Below are 22,587 nucleotides of genomic sequence, written 5' to 3'. Positions count from 1 at the left end.
ACGTCGTTTCAGACCTCGATAACGGTATTTTCGAGCTGTCCGACGTTCTCGATTCCGATCGCAACCTGATCATCCGCTTCGAGCGTGAACTCCTCGGGCACCAGCGAGGTCCCGGTGAGAACCACCGCGAGCTCGGGCAGCGGATTGTGGCGAGTCGTGTACGAGACGAGCTCCTCGGGCGAGCGCACCATCCGTGAAGTCGACGTGCTGTCGTCGAACAGCGTCTCGCCGTCGCGCTCGATCGTCATCGAGAGCTCCAGATCCCGAGGATCGCCGACGGTTTCGGGCGACGCGATGCAGGGGCCGATGGCACAGCACCGGTCGTAGACTTTGGCCTGGGGGAGGTACAGCGGGTTCTCGCCCTCGATCGACCGACTGCTCATGTCGTTGCCGACGGTGTAGCCCACGATCTCGTCGCGGTAGACCACGACGCCGAGTTCGGGTTCGGGCACGTCCCACTCGGAGTCCTCGCGGATCCCGACACCCTCGCCAGGGCCCACAGTCCGTGAGGGAGTGGCTTTGAAGAAGACCTCCGGGCGGTCGCCTTCGAAGACGCCCTGGTAGATCTCGCCGCGGCCGCTCTCCTCTTCGCGGGCGTCGCTGCTTACCTCGTAGGTGACGCCGGCGGCCCAGACTTCGCCCGGGATCGCCGGCAGGGTCGCCCGCTCGGCCACCGATTCGGCGTCGAGCAGCGGCGCGTCGGCGGTCAGGCGCTCGGTCACGCCGTCGACGTCGGTGTCGACGACGTCCGCGACCTGAGCGAGGTCGCAAAAGTCGCGGAGTCCGTCGCGCGCCCCGGTGAGGTCGTAGGCCTTCTCGTCGTCGCGGGCGACGAGCTTCGTGCCTTGGTCGGTCGCCACGCGGTAGTAGCGCATGCCGGCGGTACGACCTCCCCGCACAAAGCCGTCAGGGTGATCGACGCACGAACACCGTGAGCCTGAGATAGCAGGCCGAAAGAAGGGTATGTCTCGCGTCCGTTGCTCCAGCGATGGCAGACACCTACGAGAACTACGTTGACGGGGAGTGGCGCGCCTCCGAAACCGGCGAGACGTTCGCGGTCGAAAACCCCGCGAACACCGACGAGACGGTGGCGGAGTGTCAGGATTCGAGCAGCGCCGACGCCCGTGGTGCCATCGAGGCTGCCGCAGCCGCCCGGGACGCGTGGGCGGAGACCCCGGGACCCGCTCGCGGCAAACTCCTGCGCGAGACAGCCAAGCGGATGGACGACCGACGCGAGGAACTCACCGAGACGCTCGCGCGCGAGGAGGGCAAGGCGCTCGGCGAGGCCGGCGGCGAGGTCGGCCGCGCGATCAACATCTTCTACTACTACGCCGAGAAGGCCATGGACTACGCCGGCGAGGCCAGCAATCCGAGCGCCACCGGACAGAACCTCTACACCGTCCGCGAGCCGATGGGCGTCGCGGGCCTGATCGTCCCGTGGAACTACCCCATCGCAATCCCCTCGTGGAAGATGGCTCCCGCGCTCGCGACGGGCAACACCGTGGTCTGTAAGCTCTCACAGGACGCGCCGACGGTCTTTCTGAAGGTCACCGAATGTCTCGCCGAGGCCGCCGACGCCGTGGATGCCCCCGATGGTGTCGTGAACGTCCTGACCGGTGGCGGCGAGGAGGTCGGCCAGCCGATCGTCGAACACGACGAGGTCGACGCCGTCTCCTTCACGGGGAGTCGCTCGGTCGGCGATATGATCTACGAGCAGGCTACTGACGCCCACAAGCGCGTCCAGACCGAGCTCGGCTCGAAAAACCCCACCGTCGTGACCGAGAGCGCCGACGTCGAGGAGGCCGCACAAATCGTTGGCGGCGGTGCGTTCGGCGTCACAGGACAAGCCTGCACCGCGACCGAGCGGGTGATCGTCCACGAGTCGGTCCACGACGAGTTCGTCGACGCGCTCGTCGACTATGCGAAATCGATCGAGATCGGGGCCGCCCTCGACGGGGCGGACATGGGCCCCCAGGCGAACGAGGGCGAAATCGAGGGCACCCTCGACGACGTCGAGACCGCCAAAGACGAAGGCGCGACCGTCGAGTACGGCGGCGGCCAACCCGACGGCGACGAGTACGAGAACGGCTACTTCGTCGAGCCGACGATCCTCACCGGCTTGGACTCCGATGCGACCGTAATGCAGGAGGAGGTGTTCGGCCCCTTCGTGGGGATCATGACCGTGAGCGATTTCGAGGAAGCGATCGACCTCGCCAACGATGTCGAGTTCGGACTGGCGGCCGGGATCGTCACCGACGACCACACTCAGGCCAACCGCTTCGTCGACGAGGTCGACTTCGGCGTCGTGAAGGTCAACGAAGCCACCACCGGCCTCGAACTCCACGTTCCCTTCGGCGGCATGAACGCCTCTTCCAGCGAGACCTACCGCGAACAGGGCGAGGAGGGGATGGACTACTTCACCATCATCAAAACTGTCTACGATAACTACTAGACACCCACCTTTTTACTTTGTTACGAGACGGCTCCGCCGTCTCGGCATGACGAAAGACGCCTCCGGCGTCTTTCGAACCACGTCGGGTCTCCTCGCTCGTCGGCTTCGCCGACTCGCTGCGGGGACCACTCCTCGTAAAAATCTGGACCAAAAACTGCCGCTCGTTCGCCCCGCTCACTCGCGGTACAGTTGCTACCCCTTTCCGCAACCGCACAGCACCGTCCGAGCCCTCGGCCCGCGAAGCGGGCCTCGCCCTCGATCCACCGAGGACCGCAACTGCACCGCACAGCACCGCCGAAGCCCTCGCCGCGCGCTCCCTTCGTTCCCGTGAGCGAAGCGAACGGGAGCTCGGAGCACGCGAAGCGTGCTCCGGTGTTCGCTGCTCACTCGGCCTGCGGCCTCGTTCGCGCGCCTCGCCCTTCATCCGCCAGGCCCGCAGACCGCACCGCCACCGCACGCGGCAGTCGTCGCCGAGAGCGGCGGTTCTGCCCGATCCGACTCCCGAGCGGAGAACCGGCACGACACGGACCACGACGTACAGTCCCGTGGTCGCGATCGCTGTCTGTACGAAGGCGGCGACGAGTGTCGGAACACTGGTCCCGAACCTGAAAAGACCGAACGGTAGCGCGACGAGGGTTCCGAGAGCGACCCACACGAGGACGGGCACTGCGACCACGGTACTCTCGTCGAGAAGCTCGCGGAGATCACCCGACAAGCGGAGCGGACGAGTTTCGCGGGCGATAGCGATGCCACGGACGACGACGAACACCACCGCGGTGGCGGACCCGACGATTTGAAAGCCGATCGAAAGCGTTCCGAGAAACGATCCGTTTGCGAGCGCCGCGACGAGCGCACTCAGCACGTACCACGCGAACAGCAGTCCCCCGACGGGCAGGCTCTCTTCCAACAGACGTCGCGAGTCCAGAGGCATGGTCTCCCGTGTCTCAGCAGAACATAAATCGATTGTCCAACGACGCGTTTTTCACCACCCCACGGCACGAGAGCGCATGAACGCAGTCACACTCGGGCCCGAGGGGACCTACTCCCATCGGGCGGCGGGGGCGATCGCCGACGAGGTCGAGTTCCGCGAATCGGTCACGGGGATCGTCGCGGCGGTCGCCGATGGCGCGGCCCCGCGCGGCGTGCTCCCGGTCGAGAACAGCATCGAGGGTTCGGTGACCGAGAGCCTCGACGCGCTCACCGAGTACGAGGTCGCGGTCGTCCGCGAGCTCGTCACCCCGATTCGCCACGCACTGTTGGCCCAGGGGCCCGAATTCGACACCGTGGCGAGTCACTCCCAGGCGCTCGCACAGTGCCGGGCGTTCCTCGACGTCGAGTATCCCGACGTGGCACTCGAAGCGGTCGCCTCTACCGCCCGAGGGGTCGAGCGCGCCCGCGAGGACCCGAACATGGCGGCGATCGCCCACCCCGACACCGCCGGCGACGACCTCTCCGTGCTCGCCGAGGGGATCCAGGATCAGGCCTCGAACGCCACGCGGTTCGTCGCGATCGCCCCGCGCGCCGAACGCTCCGCGGCCGGCGGGAAGACCTCGCTCGTCGTCTACCCGAACGACGATTATCCTGGGCTGCTGCTCGATCTGCTTGAACCGTTCGCCGATCGCGGGATCAACCTCACTCGGGCCGAGTCGCGCCCGAGCGGCGAGCGCCTCGGCGATTACGTCTTCCACATCGACGTCGCCGCCGGGCTCTACGAGGAGCGCACTCAGGAAGCGGTCGAATCCATCGAGGCCATCGCCGAGGAGGGCTGGGTCTGCCGGCTCGGCTCGTACGACACCGAACACGTCGTGGCGTGAGGGGTGCGGTGAGGATGCGGTTGGCGTGCGGTGAGCGTGCAGTGGGTGCGCAGCCGGCTACCTGTCAAAGTTAAGTCCATCGCGGGCCTATGCTGAAGCGCCATGTCGCGACGCAACCCCTTCGAGGAGATCGAGCAGATGTTCGAGCGGATGAACCAGCAGCTCGGCCAGTTCGACGACATGCCGGTCCCCGGAACCCAGCAGCTCTCGGTCGACCTCGCCGACCGCGACGACGCTTTCGAGGTCACCGCCGACCTGCCGGGCTACGACCGCGAGGACATCGATCTCTCGGTGGCCGACCGCACCCTCCGAATCACCGCCGAACGCGACGAATCCACCGAGGAGGGCGAGGGCGACTACCTCCGGCGCGAGCGCCGCCGCCACTCGGTCAGCCGCACCCTCTCGCTGCCCGAGAACGTCGAAGAGGACGAAGCCAGCGCCACCTACACCAACGGCGTCCTGACTGTGACGCTGCCGAAGGCCACGGATCTCGACGACTCGCGCAGCATCGACATCGACTGATCGAGCGCGATTCCACCCTCGACCGAGGCCGCTTTCAGCCTCGACGCCGGAGCGGATGCATGACGCTCACAGCCGGCGACCCCGCACCCGATGTCTCGGCACCCAACCAGGACGGCGAGACGGTCGCGCCCGCCTTCGACGACCCCACGGTCGTGTACTTCTACCCGCGCGACGACACGCCCGGCTGCACTGTCGAAGCCAACCAGTTCGAGCAGGAGCACGAGAGCTATCGCGACGCCGGCGTCACGGTCTACGGCGTCTCGACCGACGGCGTCGACTCCCACCGCGCGTTCGCCGACCAGGAGGACCTCGACTTCGACCTGCTCGCCGACCCCGATGGCGAGGTCGCCGACGCCTTCGGCGTCGACACGTCAAGCGGCGCGGCCGCACGGACGACGTTCGTCATCAGTGACAGTGAAATCCAGCGGGTCTACACTGGCGTCGATCCCGACGGTCACGCCCGGACGGTGCTCGGCGACGCGCTCGACGCTGACCTCGCGTCGCTCGACGACTGAGGCGAGAAGTTACCGAGAGGCGACAAACCGAGTCAGAGCCGAGTCGCGATCGTCCGAGCGGTTGCGTCGGTGACGGCCTGCCAGTCGTCCGAGCGTTCGCCGCCGCGCTTCGGTGGATCGAGTTCGAACTCGATTGGTGCGTAGGTGAACCGATCGAGCGCGTCGCTCGCGACCCGGCCGACGAACTCGGCGTTTTCCCGTTTTGCGGAGACACCGCCGCTCGTGAGATCGTAGTAACCGGTAAATACCTGAAAGACGGCGACGCGATCGGCGTCGGACGTGTCGCTGGCGTCGGGAGCGTTGCCGTCATCGAACGCACCCTCGGCGAGATGGCGAAACAGTTTCGCGGTGTTGTCGGCGGGGTCGGCTCGTCGCCATTCGAGTTCAACGAGTACCCACTCCGCCGAACGGCAGCCAGCGATGTCGACCGGCGTCCCTGCAATTCGGCGTTCGATCTCCCAGTCGTAGTCGTCGCACCGCTCCACGAGTGTATCACACAGCCGGTTTTGAACCGCAGTGGCGAACGCACCCACGAGCTCGCACAGACGCTCCCACTTCCTATGGTTTTCGGCAGCCGTTAGACGGGTGAGCTATCCCTCGCGAATCTCGATCGCTGGCCGGCCCGGTCGCGCCTTACTTACCAGGTCGTCAGGAGCCTCGGCGGCGCGTTCGAGCACGATTGTGGCGTCGAACTCTCGATCGAGCAGCCACGACGCGCGTTCGAGTGCGTCGTACTCGTGGTCGGGCGCGAGCGTTTCGGAGAGTGCCTGAGGGTTCGCGGCGAGGTCCTTCGCGTAGTCGGCGGCGTCCTCGCCGTGCGTCCGGAGCTCCTCGTCGGCCATCACCGTGCCCACGACGTCGTCGTCGGCTTCGATCGCGACGTCGAGCGCACGATGTTTCCACTCGGGGGCGACCGCGACCTCGATGGTTTCGGGGTTCTCGATCCCGGCCACGTCGAGGATGTCACGGACGTCCTCACGGGTGTTCTCGACGAGGCGGCGCTCGGCGGCGTAGTCCTCGACACCGCCGTCGGGGTCGGGCCACGCGGCCTCGGCCACGAACCCCTCGTTGCCGAGCGTGGCCCACGACTCCTCGGCGACGTGGGGTGCGACGGGCGCGAGCAGCCTGACCGCCGTCCGGAGCCCCCGCTCGAACGTTGCCGTGTCGGGGGTCGTGTACTCGCGGTACTGGCCGAGCAGTGAGACCAGCCCGCGCGCCTCCCGGAGGGCCTCGTTGAACCGGAACGCCTCGTACCCTCCGGTTGCCTCCGCGATCGTCGCGTCGATCTCGCGGGCGACGTACGCGTCGATCGGTCGATCGCCCGCATCGGTCGTCGAGAGATCGCCGTCGGTGAACGCCTCGACCGTGCCGAACAACCGGCGGATGAACTCGTTGCTCGACCGGACGCCGCGCTCGGTCCAGTCGAAGTCCTTCGCGGGGCGGGCCGCGCCCATCATGAACAGCCGGGCCGTGTCCGCGCCGTACTCTGCCATGATCTCGACGGGCGAGACCACGTTGCCCGTGCTGGAGGACATCGCCGTCCCGTCGAGCTGGACCATTCCCTGGGGGAGGTAGTGCTCGAACGGCTCGTCGACGTCGAGCAGCTCCATGTCCGCAATCGCGCGGGTCACGAACCGCGAGTACAGCAGGTGCATGACCGCGTGTTCGATCCCGCCCACGTACTCGTCGACCGGCAGCCAGTCGTTCGCGCGCTCGGTGTCGAACGGCACGTCCGCACGGTCGGGCGAGGTGAATCGGAGGAAGTACCACGACGAGTCGACGAACGTGTCCATCGTGTCGGTCTCGCGTTCCGCAGGGCCACCACAGTCGGGACACTCGGTTTCGACGAACGACTCGACCTCTTCGATCGGGTTGCCCGTCGGCGTCGGGACGAACTCGGGGAGCTCCACGGGCAAATCCTCGTCGGGGACCATGACCGGGCCGCACTCCTCGCAGTGAACTACTGGAATCGGCGTGCCCCAGTAGCGCTGACGAGAGATGAGCCAGTCGCGCAGCCGGTACTGGGTGTGGTGGGCCGCCGTGTCGAGGTCCGCAATCAGCTGTTCGCGTGCCTCGCCGCTCGCCACGCCGTCGTACTCGCCGCTGTCGATCAGGACGCCGTCATCGGTGTAGGCCCCCTCCGAGACCTCCGCGGTGTCGCTTTCGCCTCCGTCATCGGGTGCGACGACCTGACGGATCTCGATGTCGTACTCCGCGGCGAACTCGTGGTCGCGCTCGTCGTGGCCGGGAACGCCCATCAGCGCGCCGGTCCCCACGTCGGCGAGCACGAAGTCGGCGACGTAGATCGGGATGTCCTCGCCCGTCGCGGGATTGATCGCGTACTCGCCGGTGAACACGCCGTTCTTCTCGTCGGTGTCGGCCTCCGGATCGAGCTCGTCGACCGCTGCGGCGAGGTCGGGATCGTCGGCGACGATCTCCCGAGTCATCTCGTGATCCGGTGCGAGCGCGAAGAAGGTCGCGCCGTAGAGGGTGTCGAGTCGCGTGGTAAAGACCTCGACCGGACCGTAGTCAGTGCCGAACTCCACGGTCGCGCCCTCCTGGCGGCCGATCCAGTTGCGCTGCATCCCTCGGACGTTGTCGGGCCACTGCTCCAACCCGTCGATCCCGTCGAGCAGGTCGTCGGCGTACTCGGTGATCTTCAAGAACCACTGATCGAGGGTTCGGGTCTCGACGGGGGTGTCACACCGCCAGCACAGCTCCGCCTCGCCTTCGACCTGCTCGTCGGCGAGGACGGTCTCACAGGACGGACACCAGTTGACTTCGCCGCCCTTCTGCTCGGCGAGCCCCTCCTCGTAGAACTGCTTGAACAGCCACTGGTTCCAGCGGTAGTACTCGGGCTCGCAGGTCGTGATCTCCCTGTCCCAGTCGATACCGAATCCGATCGACTGCATCTGGTCTCGCATGGTGTCGATGCAGTCCATCGTCCACTCCCGGGGGTCGATCTCGCGCTCGATCGCGGCGTTTTCTGCGGGGAGGCCGAACGAATCCCACCCCATCGGGTGAAGCACGCTTTCGCCCTGCATCCGCTTGTAGCGGGCGTAGGCGTCGGTGATGGTGTAGTTGCGGACGTGGCCCATGTGGAGGTCGCCCGAGGGGTAGGGAAACATACTGAGGACGTAGCTCGGGTCGGTCGCATCGTCGGAGATGCGGAAGACGTCCGACTCCTCCCAGCGGGCCTGCCACTTCTGTTCGACGTCGGCGTGGTCGTAGGTGTCCTGTTGTTGCATGAGAGATGGCGTTGTCCGTCGTAACCGATCCATCCATCTATAGGTTGCCATCGTCCACCGCAAACACGAGCCCCGTCCGACCGCGACGCTCTTTACGACGCGACACGTAAACGACGGCATGAGCCAGGAGGAATCGGACGACGAACCCGGAACCGCACGGAAAGTGCTGCGGACAGTGACGCCGCCATCGCAGATGCATCGCGACACCGAGATGGACGTCATCGGGTGGTCGATCCTCGTCGGCCTGTTGGTCGTCGCGCTGCCGTTGCTGCCGGTGCTCGTGATCGTCTGGGTGCTGACGAGACTGTTCGATCGGGGCGCGGATCGAGCTACTGACTGACGAACGCGAACGACTCGCCGTTGTCGTTCTCGCGGGCGTGCTCGTAGACCACGTGAGCGGTCGCCACGTCCTGGATCGCGAGGCCGGTGCTGTCGAACACCGAGATGCCGTCCTCGGGGGTGCGGCCCGACGCTTCGCCGACGACGATCTCGCCGACCGCGCTGTCGATGTCGGCGTCGCTGATCACGCCGTCTGCGTACGGGATACTGATCTCGCCGGAGTGGGTGGTTTGAGCGTGGTCGTCGATCACGAGCCGGGCGTCGCGGAGGATCGTGGGATCGAGCTCCTGCTTGTCGGCGGCATCCGCGCCCATCGCGTTGACGTGGGTGTGCTCGCCGAGGTCGTCTCTGGAGACGAGCGGGGCGGTGCTCGGGGTCACCGTAGAAAGCACGTCGCAGGCGGCAGCCTCCGGGATCGAGCCGCCGTGGACATCGAACCGGTCGTCGAAATGCTCGACGAACGCCGCGACGGCCTCGTCGTCGAGGTCCGCGACGACGATCTCCTCGATGTCGCGCACGGCGGCGATGGCTTCGACCTGGGTGTACGACTGGACGCCCGCCCCGACGAGACCGAGACTCCGGGCGTCCTCGCGTGCGAGATGGTCGGTGGCGACCGCGGCCGCCGCGCCGGTGCGCTGCATCGTGAGCTCCNGTTTTCGGGGTTGTCGGGGTGGACGTTGACCCACTTGATACCCGCGGCGTCCCACTCGCCCGCGTCGAGATAGGCGGGCATCGAGCGGAAGTCGCCGTTGTACTCGGGGAGATCGATGTAGGATTTGGCCGGCATCTGGGCGTCGCCACGTTCGTAGGCCGCGAACGCGTCCTCGACCGCCCGGATGACCTCGTCCATCCGTGCGTTCGCGTCGACTGCTGTCTGGTCCAACAGGAGCGTTTCCATACCGGCGATTTCTGCGCGGCAGCCTTAATTCTACCACTCTCGGGGTCGCCACACCGATCGTGATCGGTGAACGAAAAGACATTTTGCACGATGTGTCCGAGAGGCAGCATGCAGCGTGCCGTGGGGACGGTTCTCGTTGTCGTGCTGGTGGTGCTTGCCGGCTGTAGTGGGGTGTTCGGGGGTGACGGTGGCGGTGAGTCGACACCGACGGTCACGCCGATGACGGTGCCGACCGACGAGCCCACCCCGACGCCGGTCCCACAGCTCGCGCCCGGACTCACGGGCCAGGGTATCGAGAACGCGAGCGCGCTCGTGGCAGCCCATAGCTCGTTTCTTCAGAATCGATCGTTCACCGAGCGGTCGAACTCGACTGGACTGGGACCGAACGGTTCGGTTCTCGTTGACACCACGAGCACGCTCCACGTAGGGTCGGGCGACGAGGGGATTTACGCCGTCACCGAGCGTAACAGCAGCGAGGGCTATTCGCCATATCCGGAGACGCTCGCGGCCCGCACCGAGGTCTGGTCGAACGACGGACGAACACTGTGGAACCGAACGTATGCGAACGGAACGACGAGATACGACCGGCTCGATAGCAGTTCCCAAACACGGTTCGGTGCTGCAGGAGCGGGACTCCGATACCGTCTCGAATGGTTCACCACCGATACCACGTCGGTAACCGAACGGCAACGCAACGGCTCCACGCTGTATCTCGTTCGGGGAAAGACCCGAACCGAGCAGACGTTCGCGAACGGAAACACGAGTCTCCGAATGCTCGTCGATCGACGGGGTGTCATCCACAGCTATCGGACTGTTCAGCAGCTATCGGGGAACGAAAATCTCACCCGCGTCGTCAGTACGACCCGGTTTTCAGCCATCGGTGCGACCGATGTGCCGGACCGACCGTCGTGGGCCGACACAGCGTTGAATCGGACGACATCGGTCCCGAGTCGGACGCCATCGTCGGCGAACGCGACAGCGAGCATGGCCACGACCACATCGGGATCGACGACTGCTCGGAACGCGACGGTATCGACCGAGACGACGAGCCTCGATATCAGTAGCTGACGACACGCTTCTCTCAGCCAGACGCCCGACTCAACACCGTTCGTGTCTCATCTCGATCCAGTTCGTTCGGGCGACGATCCATCGTCGTTGCTCTCGCCCGTTGCATCCGGCGCATGGAAACACCGAACGCGTGAGCTGTCGATCGTCTCGAAGTCGGGCTGGCGCTCGGCACACTCCGTCGTCGCGGCGGGACAGCGCGGATGGAACGAACACCCAGTCGGTCGATCCGTCGGATCGGGCGGATCACCGCGGAGCGGCGTCGGTCGATCGTCACCGGGGACGTCGCTCGGGATCGCACGGAGCAACGCGTCGGTGTACGGATGGCTCGGCTGTTCGAACAGCTCCTTCGCCGGCCCTCTCTCGACGATCTCGCCGGCGTACATGACCGCGACTCTGTCGGCGAGATACCGAACGACATCGAGATCGTGGCTGATGAACACGTACCCGACACCGAACCGTCGTTGTACGTCCCCGAGCAGGTCGAGGATCGTCGCCTGTGTCGCCACGTCGAGCCCGGAGACCGGTTCGTCGAGAACGATCACGTCGGGATCGTGCGCGAGGGCGCGGGCCAGCGCGACGCGCTGGAGCTGCCCGCCCGACAGCTCCCGAGGGTATCGATCGGCGATCTGCGGGGAGAGATCCACACTCTCCAACAACCCATCGACGTCGTCGAGATCGGCTTCCGCCGTCGAGACCGTCCCGGGGTCGTCGAGAGCCTCGGAAAGCGACCGACCGATCGGCCACCGGGGATCGAAACTCTCCCGGACGTGCTGGAACACGACACCGATCTGCCGCCGCTGGCTGTACGAGCGATCCCCGATCTCCCCCACACGAGTGCCGTCGAGGCGAACCTGACCCTGACTCGGCGTGAGTTGCCCAGTCAGGAGCTTTGCGAGCGTGGATTTCCCGCAGCCGCTCTCGCCAACGAGCCCGACGGTTTCACCGGTGTCGACCGACAACGATGCGTCACGGACCGCTTCGGCGGACGGCTCGTCGGTCCGCAGTCGATCGAGAAACGAGCGCTCCCCCGAGAACTCCTTCGAGACGTTCTTCGCTTCGATCACGGGGGTTCTCGATCGCGATTCACTCGCGGTTCGCTCTCGCTGTGTCGTCCCGTTCACGCTATCGGGCGTCGATCGTTTCTGACCGGGAGTGTCTGCGTGGTTGGGGGGAAGTGGCGCTTCCACACAGGCCAGTCGATGGTCGGGGTTGCGTTCGATCGTCGGGACCGGTCCGTCGTGACACGCCGGGGTCGCGTGTCGGCAGCGATCGACGAACGGACACTTCTCGTGGCCACCGATGGGGTTCGGCGGATTTCCGTCGATCGATCGTGCTCGTTCGCCCGGGTCGTTGCTCCGGACCGAACACGCGAGCAGTGTTCGAGTGTACGGATGTTCCGGCGCAGTCAGTACTTCTTCGACCGGACCGGCCTCCATCACCTGTCCACCGTACAGAACGACGACGCGGTCACAGGTCTGTGCGATGACGCCGATGTCGTGAGAGATGAGGAGGACGCCGATGTCCCGCTCGTCTCGGAGGGTGCGAAGTCGTCGGAGGATGTCCGCCTGTGTCGTCGTATCTAGTGCCGTCGTCGGTTCGTCGGCGATCAATAGCTCGGGCTCACTCGCCAGCGCAGTGGCGAGAACGGCACGCTGGCGCATCCCGCCCGAGAACTCGTGAGGGAACGCCGCCGAACCCGACTCTGGGTTCGGCACGTCCATCGCCGCCAGCAGCTCGACAGCGCGCTCGCGTGCCTCCGCCCACGCCGACCGATCCCGGAGCAATGGGACGCCGAGGAAATCGGCGAGACGCTGCTGGCCGTTCGTTTCGTGTATTCGAACCGCCTCGCTGATCTGTTCGCCGATCGGGAACACCGGATTCAGCGTCTCTGTCGGGTCTTGGAAGACCATCGAGAGCTCGTTGCCGCGGATCCGCCGGAGTGTGGACTCGTCGGCGGTCGTCAGTTCGGTCCCGTCAAACGTGATCGTTCCGTCGACGATCCGCGCCGGCGATTCCAGTCTGCAGATCGACCGGGCGGTGACGGACTTGCCGCTGCCGCTCTCACCGAGGAGACCGACGATCTCACCACGATCGACCGAAAAGGACGCGCCATCGACCGCGTGGACGGGCCCTCGATCGGTGTCGAAGCGAGTGTGGAGCTCCTCGACGCGAAGCAGTGGGTCGCTCACAGCTGCTCCGTTCGGGCCGACTGAGCCGGTGAGAGCCTGTCTCTGAGACTGTCGCCCAAGAGGTTGAACCCGAGGACGGTGAGCATGATACAGCCCCCTGGGGCGTTGACGAGCCACCACGCCTGTCGAAGGTAGGGACGCCCCGACGCGAGCATCGTTCCCCACTCGGCTGTCGGCGGTTGGGCACCCAGTCCGAGAAAGGACAGCCCCGCAGTCCCGAGGATGACGCCGCCGATATCGAGCGTCCCGAGAACGACGACGGGCGCGACGACGTTCGGCAGCAGGTGGCGGGCGGTGACGTGTATCCGGGATCGACCGACCAGCCGGGAAGCGGTCACGAACTCCCGTTCTCGAACCGAGAGGACGCTGCTACGGATCAGTCTGGCGTACGATGCCCAACCGACGACGGCCAGCGCGAGCATCACGTTCACCAGACTCGGCCCGAGAACGCCGGCGATGACGAGCGCAAGCACGATCCCGGGAAACGCGAGCAGCGTGTCGACGAGTCGCATCAGTGCTTCGTCGACCCACCCGCCGGCGTAGCCCGCGACGAGACCGACCACCGTACCGACGACGAGCCGGACGGTCGTCACGGCGATGGCGATGCCGAGCGACAGCCTGGCTCCGTGTGAGAGCCGTGTGAGCACGTCGCGACCGAGCTGATCGGTGCCGAGTGGATGGGCCAACGATGGCGGTTGCAGTCGACTGAGGAGGTCCTGCTCGGCCGGGCCGTACGGCGACACGATCGGCCCGAACACCGCGAACACGAGCATGGCGAACACGACGATCACACCGAACTGTGTGAGGGGGCTCGACGGGAGCACGCCCGTCCACCGTCTCCGTTCCCCGTCCGATCGCTGTTTCCGTTCCTCGTCCGCTCGCCGTGGTTGCACGTCGGCTGGCGTCTCACTCACGTCGGTTCACCCCCGAGATCGATGCGCGGATCGAGTCGGCTGTAGGTGAGATCGACCACGACGTTCGTCAGCACGAAGATAACCCCGATGAGGAGTGTCACTCCCTGCACGATCGGGTAATCGCGTGCGAAGATCGCATCGACCAGGAGCGTTCCGAGCCCCGGTCGCTGAAACACGACCTCGACGACGACGGCACCGTTGAGAACGTAGCTCAACTGGAGCCCGATGATGGTGACGACGGGCACGAGCGCGTTCCGGAGCGCGTGTTTGTAGACGACGATTCGTTCACGCAGCCCCTTCGATCGGGCCATGCGAACGTAGTCGGCGTCGAGGACGTTGAGCATCGCCGTCCGTACCAACCGGGTGATAACCGCGGCCATGCCCGATCCGAGAGTCAGCGCCGGGAGGACCAGATGTTCGAGCCCACCCGCGCCAGCGACGGGGAACACGTCGAGCCGGAGCGAACAGACGATGATGAGGAGATAGCCGAGCCAGAAGTTCGGCATCGAAACCCCGACGAGCGCACCGAACTGTGCGGCGTAGTCGGTGTGACTGCCCGGCTCGACCGCGCTGGCGATCCCGGCGGGGACCGCGATCGTGACCGCGACGAGCATCGACGCGACGGCGAGGACGATCGTGTTCGGTAGTCGTTGTGCGATCATCGTTGTGACGGCCCCGTTGCTGTAATACGACTGGCCGAGATCGCCGCGAACCACGCCACCCATCCATCGGGCGTACTGGATGGGGAACGAATCGTCGAGACCTTTGGCCGTCCGGAACTGTGCGACGGCTTCGTGCGACGGCGTCTGTCCACCCATCTGCTGGGTGAGGATCGTTCGCGCCGGATCTCCGGGGGTGATGAAGATCAGCCCGTACGTGAGCACCGAGACGGCGAACAGGACGACGACCATGGTCAACAGCCGTCTGAGGAGGTACTGACCGCTCATCTCACTGCTGTGTGTCCCACCATCGGTGTCCCTGTGAGTGCAGCCACGGTGTCGGCCAACCACTCGCCGGCGGGACCGTTCGATCCGGGGTTGTAGCGGGGACTGTCGACCGATTCACGCTCCGCTTCGATCGGTTCATTGGTTCCGCGACAGATCGGACCAGTCGATCATGTTGGCAATGGGATGTTTGTCGATGCCGGCGACGCTCGCCCGTCGGCCGAAGGCGTAGTCGTTGTAGTACAGCGGGACGACCGCACCAGTGTCGACGACCCGTCGTTGCACCTCGCCGTAGCGATCGCGCTTTTCTTCCAGCGTTTCGGCTCGGTATCCCTGCTCGATGAGGCGATCGATCTCCTCACCGGGGTTGTAAATGCCGGTTCCGTTCTGCTCGTGGAGCTTCCGGTTGTCGCTGCCGTCGGAGTGGAACATCGCTCGGATGAGGTAATCACAGGCGGCGCTGTTCGATCCGAAACTGACGAGCGTCAGGTTCGCCTCACCGGCGGTGAACGTATCGTAGAACGACGCCGGATCGACCTGTCGGATTTCGCTCCCGACTCCGATCTCCTCGAACCACCCCGAAAGAATCTGCGCGATCGTTCTGTCGTCGGTGTTTTCGCTGTTGATCAGTATCGAGAGCGTTTCGCCGCTGTAGCCGGACTGCTCGACCAGTTCCCGTGCCCGATCCCTGTCCGGCTCGTCGGTGGGGAGATCGTCGTGGACGGCCCACGGGACGATCGACGAGATCGGACCTCGTGCCGGTTTCCCCATCCCGTTCAGGACACTTTCGACGATCCGGCGCTGATCGACGGCCCAGCTGAGGGCCTGGCGAAGCCGTTCATCGTCGGTCGGTGCTCTGTAGAGGTTGACCGCAACGAGACTCGTCTCCGGTGTGAGATGGGTCTCGATAGCCGTTTCGGACGCCTCGTCGATGGCCGTGGCTCTGCTCTTCGGGACTTTCTGTGCGATGTCGACCGATCCTTTTTCGAGCGACAGAACGCGCGTATTGGGGTCCTTGATCCATTCGAACGTGAGCTCCGCGGGGCTCGCAGTTCCTCCTCGGTAGTTCTCGTCCGGTGTGAGCGTGATCGACTGCTCTTCCTCGACGTTTTTCACCTGGAAAGGGCCGGTTCCAACCGGTTTCTCGGTCGCATCGGGATGTTGGATTCCGAAGTAGTTGTGTGAGATCGTGCCGGGAAACGCGGGAAACGGCTCCGTCGTCCGGAAGCGGACCGTGGCGTCGTCCACTGCGGTGACGCCGTCGGGTTCGACACCGATCCAGCCCGGAACCCACGACAGCTGCTCGAAGACGCGGTCGAACGAGTGAACCACGGCGTCGGCACCCAGCGAATCGCCGTTGTGGAAGGTGACGCCGTCTCGAAGCGAAAACTCCCACGTCGTGTCGTCGACTGCCGTCCACTCCGTGGCCAGCAACGGCGCGGTCTCCATGTCCTCGGTGGTGTCCACGAGCGGTTCGAAGACGTGTGTGTAGTACGGAGTGATGCCGCGGTAGATGTCCCATTTCTCTCGGGTCGGGTCACGGGCGAGAGCTACAGTGAACGATTCCTCCGAGGCAGACGGTGCGCTCGTCGACTCGGTTCGTGAGTGGTCCGAACCGCCTTCCGAGCCGTTCGACACCGGATGAGAGCCACTACAGCCCGCTATCGACCCGGAAGCACCAGTCACAACACCGCCGAGAAATCGCCGTCTCGAACACCCCTTACCCATCGGCGTCCTCCCGCGTACCGACCGAACCGGTACGAGACGCTCTATCGAACTGCGACCGTGCTTTCACGCCTCTGAGTGCTGATTCACGCCGAAGGCGTTCTACAGCCATGACTACAACGAGATTCCAACCCATCAAAACAATTTCTATTGCAATAGAACAACCCAACTTTCACAACGACCGTCGACCATCGTAAGCCAGGCCAGACGCCTCCTCGAACTGTCGAATATCGTGTCGTGACCGATCCCAGCGTGTCGAACGTGCTGTGTGTCGCCTTTACCTCAGAAACCGAGGTTGAGCACCCGATTCCCGACGAGTGACACACAGATCACGGCGAGAAACACGACGAAGATCCCGAACGCGATCCCCCAGCCCGCAGCGTCCGCAACCGTTCCCACAACGACGCTTCCTGTCGCGCTCAACATCATGTACGTCGTCCGCACGAGACCGAACCCCGCACCGCGTTCGGCGGCCGAGAGATTATCGACGAAGCGGGGCAAGAGCGCCGCGCCCCAGCCCATCGCGATGCCGACACAGAAGATGCCGACGAGGAGGACACTCAACCGCGAGCCGACGAGAAGCAACGTATAGCCAGCTATCCCGAAGACCGCACAGAGACCGGCCGTCTCTTCGCGACCGAACCGGTCCGAGAGCGACCCGATACCGGGCTGTGTGAGTCCCTGAATGACGAAATACGCCGAGAACAGTGTACTGGCGAACGTCACCGAGTAGCCGTGATACGCGATCAGAAACGTCGGCAGGAACGACGCCGTCGCCTGCCAGATAAACTCGAACAGAAACGCGAGCACGGCAGTGAAGGCGATCTTTCGTCGGGAGAGGAGTTCGAGAACCGGTTCGAGTGCGATGCGATCCGCCATCGACTGTTCGGGCCGTGCAGGCTCCGTCGGGCGGACCTTCCAGCGGAAGAGGACGAACACCGGTAGCGCAGCGACGGCTCCGAGCGCGATCGCCGCCCGCCAGCCGAACCACTGACTGACGGCGGCCGCCGCGATCGGGGCTATCAGTCCCGCCAACGGTGCCCCGGAGTTGTGGAGACCGATCGCGGTGCCGATGTTGTCCAGCTCCCGGCTCAGCAGCGTCGTCGCAACGCTGTAATGTAGCCCTGCAACGCCACCCAACACCAGCGTGAGAACGAGGAAGACCGGCATCGATGGCGAGAGCGCGAGCAGCGCGCTGGCGACCGTCGTCAGTCCAACTGCCGCGAGGATGACGCGCCGCTCGCCGTACCGATCGGCCAGGATGCCGCTTGGGAACTGTGCGAACGCGTACGCCATCCAGAGGCCGGTCAGCGCGAGTCCGAGAACGCCCGTCGACGAACCGAACGTATCGACGATCTCCGGCACGACTGGACTGATGACCAACCGAGCAACCATCGTCGCGAAAAACGCGAGCGTACAGAGTACGACGAGCGTCACCCGATAGTCCCATACTCGCTTCACCACTCGTGGTATCCCTCTGATCTGGTAAAACGTACTGACTCGCCACAGAACATCTTGGAGTAGTTACCAGAGTGGTGCCCGCTCTCTCGGGGCGAGTCGGTTCCGCTCGAAAACGAAGACTGACGCCGGATCGCTTGTCTCGAAACGTCTTCGGATTCCTCTCGGCGGTCTTCGAGCCGCCGGACGCGTTCGATATCTGTCTGGTGGAGTGTGGTGGTCGAGCCGAGCTTACATCATGCCGCCCATGCCACCCATACCGCCCATACCACCCATGCCGCCGGGTGCGCCACCGGGGCCGCCCGCCTCCTCGCCGCCCTCGGTGGTGAGGTCACCGGCGGAGATGATGTCGTCGATCTTGAGCACGAGGTTCGCGGCCTCGGTCGCGCTCGACAGGGCCTGCTCCTTGGCGTGGGCCGGCTCGACGACGCCCGCTTCGTAGGTGTCCTCGACCTCGCCGTCGTAGACGTTCAGGCCCGCGTGCTCGTCGCCGGACTCGTGGGCCGAACGGAGGTCGACGAGGGTGTCGATCGGATCGAGACCTGCGTTCTCCGAGAGCACCCGGGGAACGAGTTCGAGCGAGTCGGCGAACGCCTCGACCGCGAGCTGCTCGCGCCCGCTCACGGAGTCGGCGTACTCGCGGAGCCGGGAGGCGAGTTCGACTTCGATCGCACCGCCGCCGGCGAGCACGCGCCCGTCCGAAACCGTCTGGGCGACGACTTCGAGCGCGTCGGTGATGCCGCGTTCGAGCTCGTCGACCACGTGGTCGGTCGAGCCGCGGAGGAGGATCGTGACGCCGTGGGAGTCTCCACCCTCGACGTAGAACAGCCCGTCGTCCTCGTCTCGGGTGACCGAGCCGGTACCGAGGTCGGCGGCACGCGCGCTGTCGAGGTCGGAGACGATGTTCGCGCCGAGAACTTCCTTCAGGAACTCGATGTCGGACTTCTTCGCGCGGCGCACGGCCAGAATCCCCTCTTTCGCGAGGTAGTGCTGGGCGAGGTCGTCGATGCCCTTCTGGCAGAACACGACGTCAGCGCCGGTTTCCTTGATCTGCTCGACTTTGGCCTTGAGCTGCTCGTCCTCCTGATCGAGGAACTGCTGGAGCTGGTCGGGATCGGAGAGGCTGACCTGGGAGTCGACGTTCGCCTCCTCGACCTCGACGGCCTCGCTCAGCAGGAGCACGGAGGCGTCCTCGGCCTCGGTCGGCATGTTGTCGTGGACCGGGTCCTTGCTGATGACTGCGCCGTCGAGGAGCGTGGAGTCGCCCGCCGACTGGCCGGTCTGAGTCTCGATGTTGACGTACTCGAGGTCGACGACGTTCTCGCCGGTCTGGGTTTCAACGGTGACGTTCTGGACCGCGTCGACGATGAGGTTGGCGAGCTGTTCCTTGTTGGACTCGGCTCCCTTGCCGGTCATCGAGGTCTCGGCGACCTTGCGGATGCGGTCGGTGTCGTCGGCGTCGATCTCCTCGGCGAGCTCGCCGATCTCCGCGCGAGCCTGCTCGCTCGCCATCTGGAGACCCTTGATGATCGCCGTCGGGTGGATGTCCTGTTCGAGGAGCCCCTCGGCGTTCTTGAGGAGTTCGCCCGCGACCGCGACCGCCGTCGTCGTGCCGTCGCCTGCCTCGTCCTCCTGGGTTTCGGCGACCTCGACGATCATCTCGGCCGTGGGGTTGTTGATGTCCATCTCGGTCAGGATGGTGACGCCGTCGTTCGTGACGGTGACGTCGCCCATCGAGGAGACGAGCATCTTGTCCATCCCTTTCGGTCCGAGTGTCGATCGAACCGAATCCGATACTGCGCGTGCTGCGTTGATGTTGTGGGACTGAGCGTCCTCGTCCTGGACGCGCTGGGAGTCGTCGCCCATGATGATCATCGGCTGGCCCTGCATTCGCTGACTCATGATTCACCGACCGATTGAATGTGCTTCTATAAAAAGCTAACTATTGGTGGCGAAGTGAGGCCGAGGGCGCTCACGAACGAACTGGACGCAAACCGCCCGACGGTGTACTCACGAACGACAAATCATGCGGGGTGTTATCGATGGCTGTGATGCGAGCTACGGCAGCGGCGACAGGAATTTATATACATCGACGGCCTTCCTCGGACGAATGCCGTACCCGAACAGTCCGGAAAAACACGACTGGGAGGCGCTGATCACGCCACGGGCGAGCCTCGATTATTTCCACGACGAGCCGGATCCGGTACCGAAGTCGCTCGTCCTGTGTTTTCACGACGGGCTTCTCGATCACGTCGCCGAGAGCTACGCCGTCACCGGGTTCGAAACGTGGGATACGGGGTACGCGCTCGGTACAACTGATGGTGAGGTCGGGATCGTTCGCGTGCCTGGCGTTGGCGCGCCGGTGACCGCCCTCCTGATGGAGGAGCTGATCGCCCGCGGGGCCGAGCGATTCCTCGCGCTCGGGCACGTCGGCAGCCTCCAGCCGGACGTCGCGCTCGGCGATCTGGTCGTCGTCGACCGCGCGCTGCGCGACGAGGGAACCTCACATCACTACCTCGATGCCGGAGCGTACGTCGACGCGACGCCCGCGCTGTGCGACCGACTCGAAGCCGCACTCGATGCAGCAGACGAAACCTACCATACCGGCCCGACGTGGACCACGGACGCGGTCTACCGGGAGACGATCCCCGAGATCGAGCGCTACCGCGAGGACGGCATCATGACTGTGGACATGGAGGCCGCGGCGGTGTTCGTGGTCGCGGAGCATCGTGGCGTCGATGCGGGCGCACTCTTTACTATCAGCGACCACCTCGACCCGTCGGGCTGGGAGCCACGGTTCGCCGAGACGGGCGAGCACCTCGAACGCGCGTTCGCGCGGGCCGTCGCGGCGCTCTCCGACTGAATTACTCGATGGGTTCTTTCCAGTGGACAGTCACCGTCCCGATCACGAAGTCGTCGCCCGTGCTGGCGTCGCGGACGAACCGGAGCGTGTTGGTGCCCTCGACGAGATCCGCGCCGGTGATCGGGTCCATCCAGTACTGCCAGCCCGCGCCTGGCGGGATGTCAAAGCCCGTGAGCGCGTCGCCATTGACGAGGATTTCGTGGTCGTACGCCGAGACGTCGAAGACCTGGAGTTCGAGGTACGGGTCGACGACCGGCTCCGTGGGGACGGTGAACTCGAACTCCGAGGAGCGGTGGTTGCCGACGAACTCCGCCCACGACACGTCGAGTCCGTCGGCGCTGTCGCCGAGGTGTTCCTGGACGGTGAGGAGTGCGTAGTTCGCACGGGTGGGCTGATCCATTGTGTTGGCGCTCGTCCGTTGAGGTGGTAAGTCCGCCGTCTCGCCTCCTCGAAAATCTCTGATTTTTCGGACGACAGCAAAAGATGGTAGCATGGGCCGGCGCGAATTCGAATCGCGGTTACGGCCACCCGAAGGCCGAAGGATACCAAGCTACCCCACCGGCCCGCGGCCGAAACCACGAGCAGGAGCGTGTTAACCCTTCCGTCTCAGCGTGGTCCCGCCCCGAATCGACTACTCGACGGCGAAGTACCGATCCCAATGATGCTGACAGCCGGGATTGAACGCGCCGTCACACTCCGGACAGCGATGATCGCAGTCGAGGTACGCCGTGATCGAGAGCCGCGCGCCACAGCGTCCACAGAGCACGGCCCGTTCGTCGAAGCGTGCCTGCGGCCACCGGCTCGTCTCGTGGTCGGCGAGCACCTCGTGACACTCGATGCAGGGGTAGAACGTCTCACAGCACGGGAGCGCGATGGCGACCACGTCGCGGTCGGTCCGGTAGTGCCGACAGCGCGTTTCGGGGTCGACTTCGACCCCGCGGAGCGGGACGTCGAGTGCGTGATCGTCGGTCGTGTCGCCACGCCCGTCCCCATCGGACTGGTCGGTCATCAGTACTGCGTGTACCCCGCGGTGTCGAGCCAGTTGTGCGCGACCGTGATGGCGTGGTCGGCGTGGAGTCGCTCGGGGCCGAGGCGCACCCGCGCGTTCGCGATCCCCGCCAGCAGCTCGGTCTCGCCATCGGCGAAATCCCGGTGATCCGACAGCACGAACGCCGGATCGTCGGGCGGCTCGATCTCGCCGACGGGATCGCCGTCCTCGTGAAGCGTGACGACGGTGCTCCCCTCGGCGATCGTCTCCAGGATCGGCTCGAACCCGCGCCGAGAGAGATGGACGCCCGGCGAACTCTCGGTCTCCATGTGGCCGATGGCCTCCTCACGCGCATCGAGCGCGTTGCGGACCAGCGCGGCGGTCGAGCGTTCGTCGGGGTTCAGCCGGCGGAGTTCGCTACCCTCGAAGCGCACCGCGAACTCGTCGCCGAGCACGAGCCACACTCGAACGTTCTCGCGGAGATCGTGCGAGAGGAAAAACGCCGAGTTCACACACCGACAGAGCACGTCGAGCCGCCCCGCGCCGCCCGCGAGATCGTCGAGCGAGAAGTCGGCGGTCGTGGGGGCGTCGTGACCCAGTACGACGAACTGGCGCATAGTCTGCCTGGCGACCGGAAACGAATAGCGCCG

At 65.3% G+C, this 22,587-nt stretch carries 19 protein-coding genes, 1 tRNA gene and 1 pseudogene; 7 read left to right on the top strand and 14 right to left on the bottom strand.

Going from position 1 to position 22,587, the window contains the following annotated elements; translation table 11 throughout:
* Positions 1–8: 8 nt before the first annotated feature.
* Positions 9–875 carry a fumarylacetoacetate hydrolase family protein gene (locus C450_RS02150; RefSeq protein WP_005039431.1) on the bottom strand — a complete coding sequence of 289 codons (867 nt, stop codon included), beginning with the start codon at positions 873–875 and terminating at the stop codon, positions 9–11.
* A gap of 113 nt (positions 876–988) precedes the next feature.
* On the opposite strand from C450_RS02150, the gene xacF reads away from it, so the two are divergent.
* From xacF to C450_RS02125, 4 genes are all read left to right on the top strand, one after another.
* A complete protein-coding gene (xacF, locus tag C450_RS02145; RefSeq protein ID WP_005039428.1) occupies positions 989–2,452 on the top strand; it encodes a 2,5-dioxovalerate dehydrogenase in 1,464 nt (487 codons plus the stop codon).
* 1,007 nt (positions 2,453–3,459) lie between these two features.
* Positions 3,460–4,266, top strand: a complete 807-nt coding sequence (gene pheA / locus C450_RS02135; RefSeq protein WP_005039425.1) for a prephenate dehydratase — start codon at positions 3,460–3,462, stop codon at positions 4,264–4,266.
* 102 nt (positions 4,267–4,368) lie between these two features.
* On the top strand, positions 4,369–4,788 hold the full coding sequence (locus C450_RS02130) for an Hsp20/alpha crystallin family protein (RefSeq protein WP_005039423.1): 420 nt from the start codon (positions 4,369–4,371) through the stop codon (positions 4,786–4,788).
* A 59-nt stretch (positions 4,789–4,847) separates the two neighbouring features.
* The gene (locus tag C450_RS02125; protein ID WP_005039419.1) at positions 4,848–5,303 is read left to right on the top strand and encodes a peroxiredoxin; all 456 of its coding nucleotides are present in this window, start codon (positions 4,848–4,850) and stop codon (positions 5,301–5,303) included.
* 32 nt (positions 5,304–5,335) lie between these two features.
* Here C450_RS02125 and C450_RS02120 read toward each other — a convergent pair whose 3' ends face one another.
* Entirely contained in the window at positions 5,336–5,836 is a 501-nt protein-coding gene (locus C450_RS02120; protein ID WP_005039418.1) for a hypothetical protein, read from the bottom strand.
* A gap of 57 nt (positions 5,837–5,893) precedes the next feature.
* Entirely contained in the window at positions 5,894–8,551 is a 2,658-nt protein-coding gene (leuS, locus tag C450_RS02115; RefSeq protein WP_005039416.1) for a leucine--tRNA ligase, read from the bottom strand.
* Between the two features lie 118 nt (positions 8,552–8,669).
* Here leuS and C450_RS02110 point away from each other — a divergent pair, with 118 nt between their 5' ends.
* Complete coding sequence (locus tag C450_RS02110; RefSeq protein WP_005039413.1) at positions 8,670–8,891, top strand: DUF7535 family protein; 222 nt, start codon at positions 8,670–8,672, stop codon at positions 8,889–8,891.
* Here C450_RS02110 and C450_RS02105 read toward each other — a convergent pair.
* Positions 8,881–9,788, bottom strand: a pseudogene (locus C450_RS02105) (ornithine cyclodeaminase family protein). The gene C450_RS02110 and the pseudogene C450_RS02105 sit on opposite strands and share 11 nt — an antisense overlap.
* Before the next feature lie 108 nt (positions 9,789–9,896).
* Here C450_RS02105 and C450_RS02100 point away from each other — a divergent pair.
* Positions 9,897–10,856 (top strand): hypothetical protein, encoded by a 960-nt coding sequence (locus C450_RS02100; RefSeq protein ID WP_005039410.1) that lies wholly within the window; start codon positions 9,897–9,899, stop codon positions 10,854–10,856.
* Positions 10,857–10,903: 47 nt separating this feature from the next.
* On the opposite strand, the gene C450_RS22790 is transcribed toward C450_RS02100, so the two are convergent.
* The 6 genes from C450_RS22790 to thsB form a co-directional block, all read right to left on the bottom strand.
* The gene (locus C450_RS22790) at positions 10,904–13,045 is read right to left on the bottom strand and encodes a dipeptide ABC transporter ATP-binding protein (protein ID WP_005039408.1); all 2,142 of its coding nucleotides are present in this window, start codon (positions 13,043–13,045) and stop codon (positions 10,904–10,906) included.
* Positions 13,042–13,959 carry a nickel transporter permease gene (nikC, locus tag C450_RS02090; protein WP_005039407.1) on the bottom strand — a complete coding sequence of 306 codons (918 nt, stop codon included), beginning with the start codon at positions 13,957–13,959 and terminating at the stop codon, positions 13,042–13,044. Before nikC ends, C450_RS22790 begins: the two co-directional genes overlap by 4 nt.
* On the bottom strand, positions 13,956–14,906 hold the full coding sequence (nikB, locus tag C450_RS02085) for a nickel ABC transporter permease (RefSeq protein WP_005039405.1): 951 nt from the start codon (positions 14,904–14,906) through the stop codon (positions 13,956–13,958). Before nikB ends, nikC begins: the two co-directional genes overlap by 4 nt.
* A gap of 135 nt (positions 14,907–15,041) precedes the next feature.
* Complete coding sequence (locus C450_RS02080) at positions 15,042–16,541, bottom strand: ABC transporter substrate-binding protein (protein ID WP_005039403.1); 1,500 nt, start codon at positions 16,539–16,541, stop codon at positions 15,042–15,044.
* 369 nt (positions 16,542–16,910) lie between these two features.
* Complete coding sequence (locus tag C450_RS02075) at positions 16,911–18,065, bottom strand: MFS transporter (RefSeq protein WP_005039400.1); 1,155 nt, start codon at positions 18,063–18,065, stop codon at positions 16,911–16,913.
* 252 nt (positions 18,066–18,317) lie between these two features.
* The gene (thsB, locus tag C450_RS02070; protein ID WP_005039398.1) at positions 18,318–19,976 is read right to left on the bottom strand and encodes a thermosome subunit beta; all 1,659 of its coding nucleotides are present in this window, start codon (positions 19,974–19,976) and stop codon (positions 18,318–18,320) included.
* A 136-nt stretch (positions 19,977–20,112) separates the two neighbouring features.
* On the opposite strand from thsB, the gene C450_RS02065 reads away from it, so the two are divergent.
* Entirely contained in the window at positions 20,113–20,949 is an 837-nt protein-coding gene (locus C450_RS02065) for a nucleoside phosphorylase (RefSeq protein ID WP_241430237.1), read from the top strand.
* A 1-nt stretch (position 20,950) separates the two neighbouring features.
* On the opposite strand, the gene C450_RS02060 is transcribed toward C450_RS02065, so the two are convergent.
* The 4 genes from C450_RS02060 to trmY form a co-directional block, all read right to left on the bottom strand.
* Entirely contained in the window at positions 20,951–21,349 is a 399-nt protein-coding gene (locus C450_RS02060) for a DUF7383 domain-containing protein (protein ID WP_005039392.1), read from the bottom strand.
* Between the two features lie 92 nt (positions 21,350–21,441).
* Positions 21,442–21,514: transfer RNA gene (locus tag C450_RS02055), tRNA-Pro, on the bottom strand.
* Between the two features lie 66 nt (positions 21,515–21,580).
* Positions 21,581–21,958 carry a CHY zinc finger protein gene (locus C450_RS02050; protein WP_005039389.1) on the bottom strand — a complete coding sequence of 126 codons (378 nt, stop codon included), beginning with the start codon at positions 21,956–21,958 and terminating at the stop codon, positions 21,581–21,583.
* Complete coding sequence (trmY, locus tag C450_RS02045; protein WP_005039387.1) at positions 21,958–22,554, bottom strand: tRNA (pseudouridine(54)-N(1))-methyltransferase TrmY; 597 nt, start codon at positions 22,552–22,554, stop codon at positions 21,958–21,960. Before trmY ends, C450_RS02050 begins: the two co-directional genes overlap by 1 nt.
* Positions 22,555–22,587 lie beyond the last annotated feature (33 nt).

This window comes from Halococcus salifodinae DSM 8989 (assembly GCF_000336935.1).
GTDB classification, from domain to species: Archaea; Halobacteriota; Halobacteria; order Halobacteriales; family Halococcaceae; genus Halococcus; species Halococcus salifodinae.
This window is presented reverse-complemented; position numbering and strand designations above follow the sequence as displayed.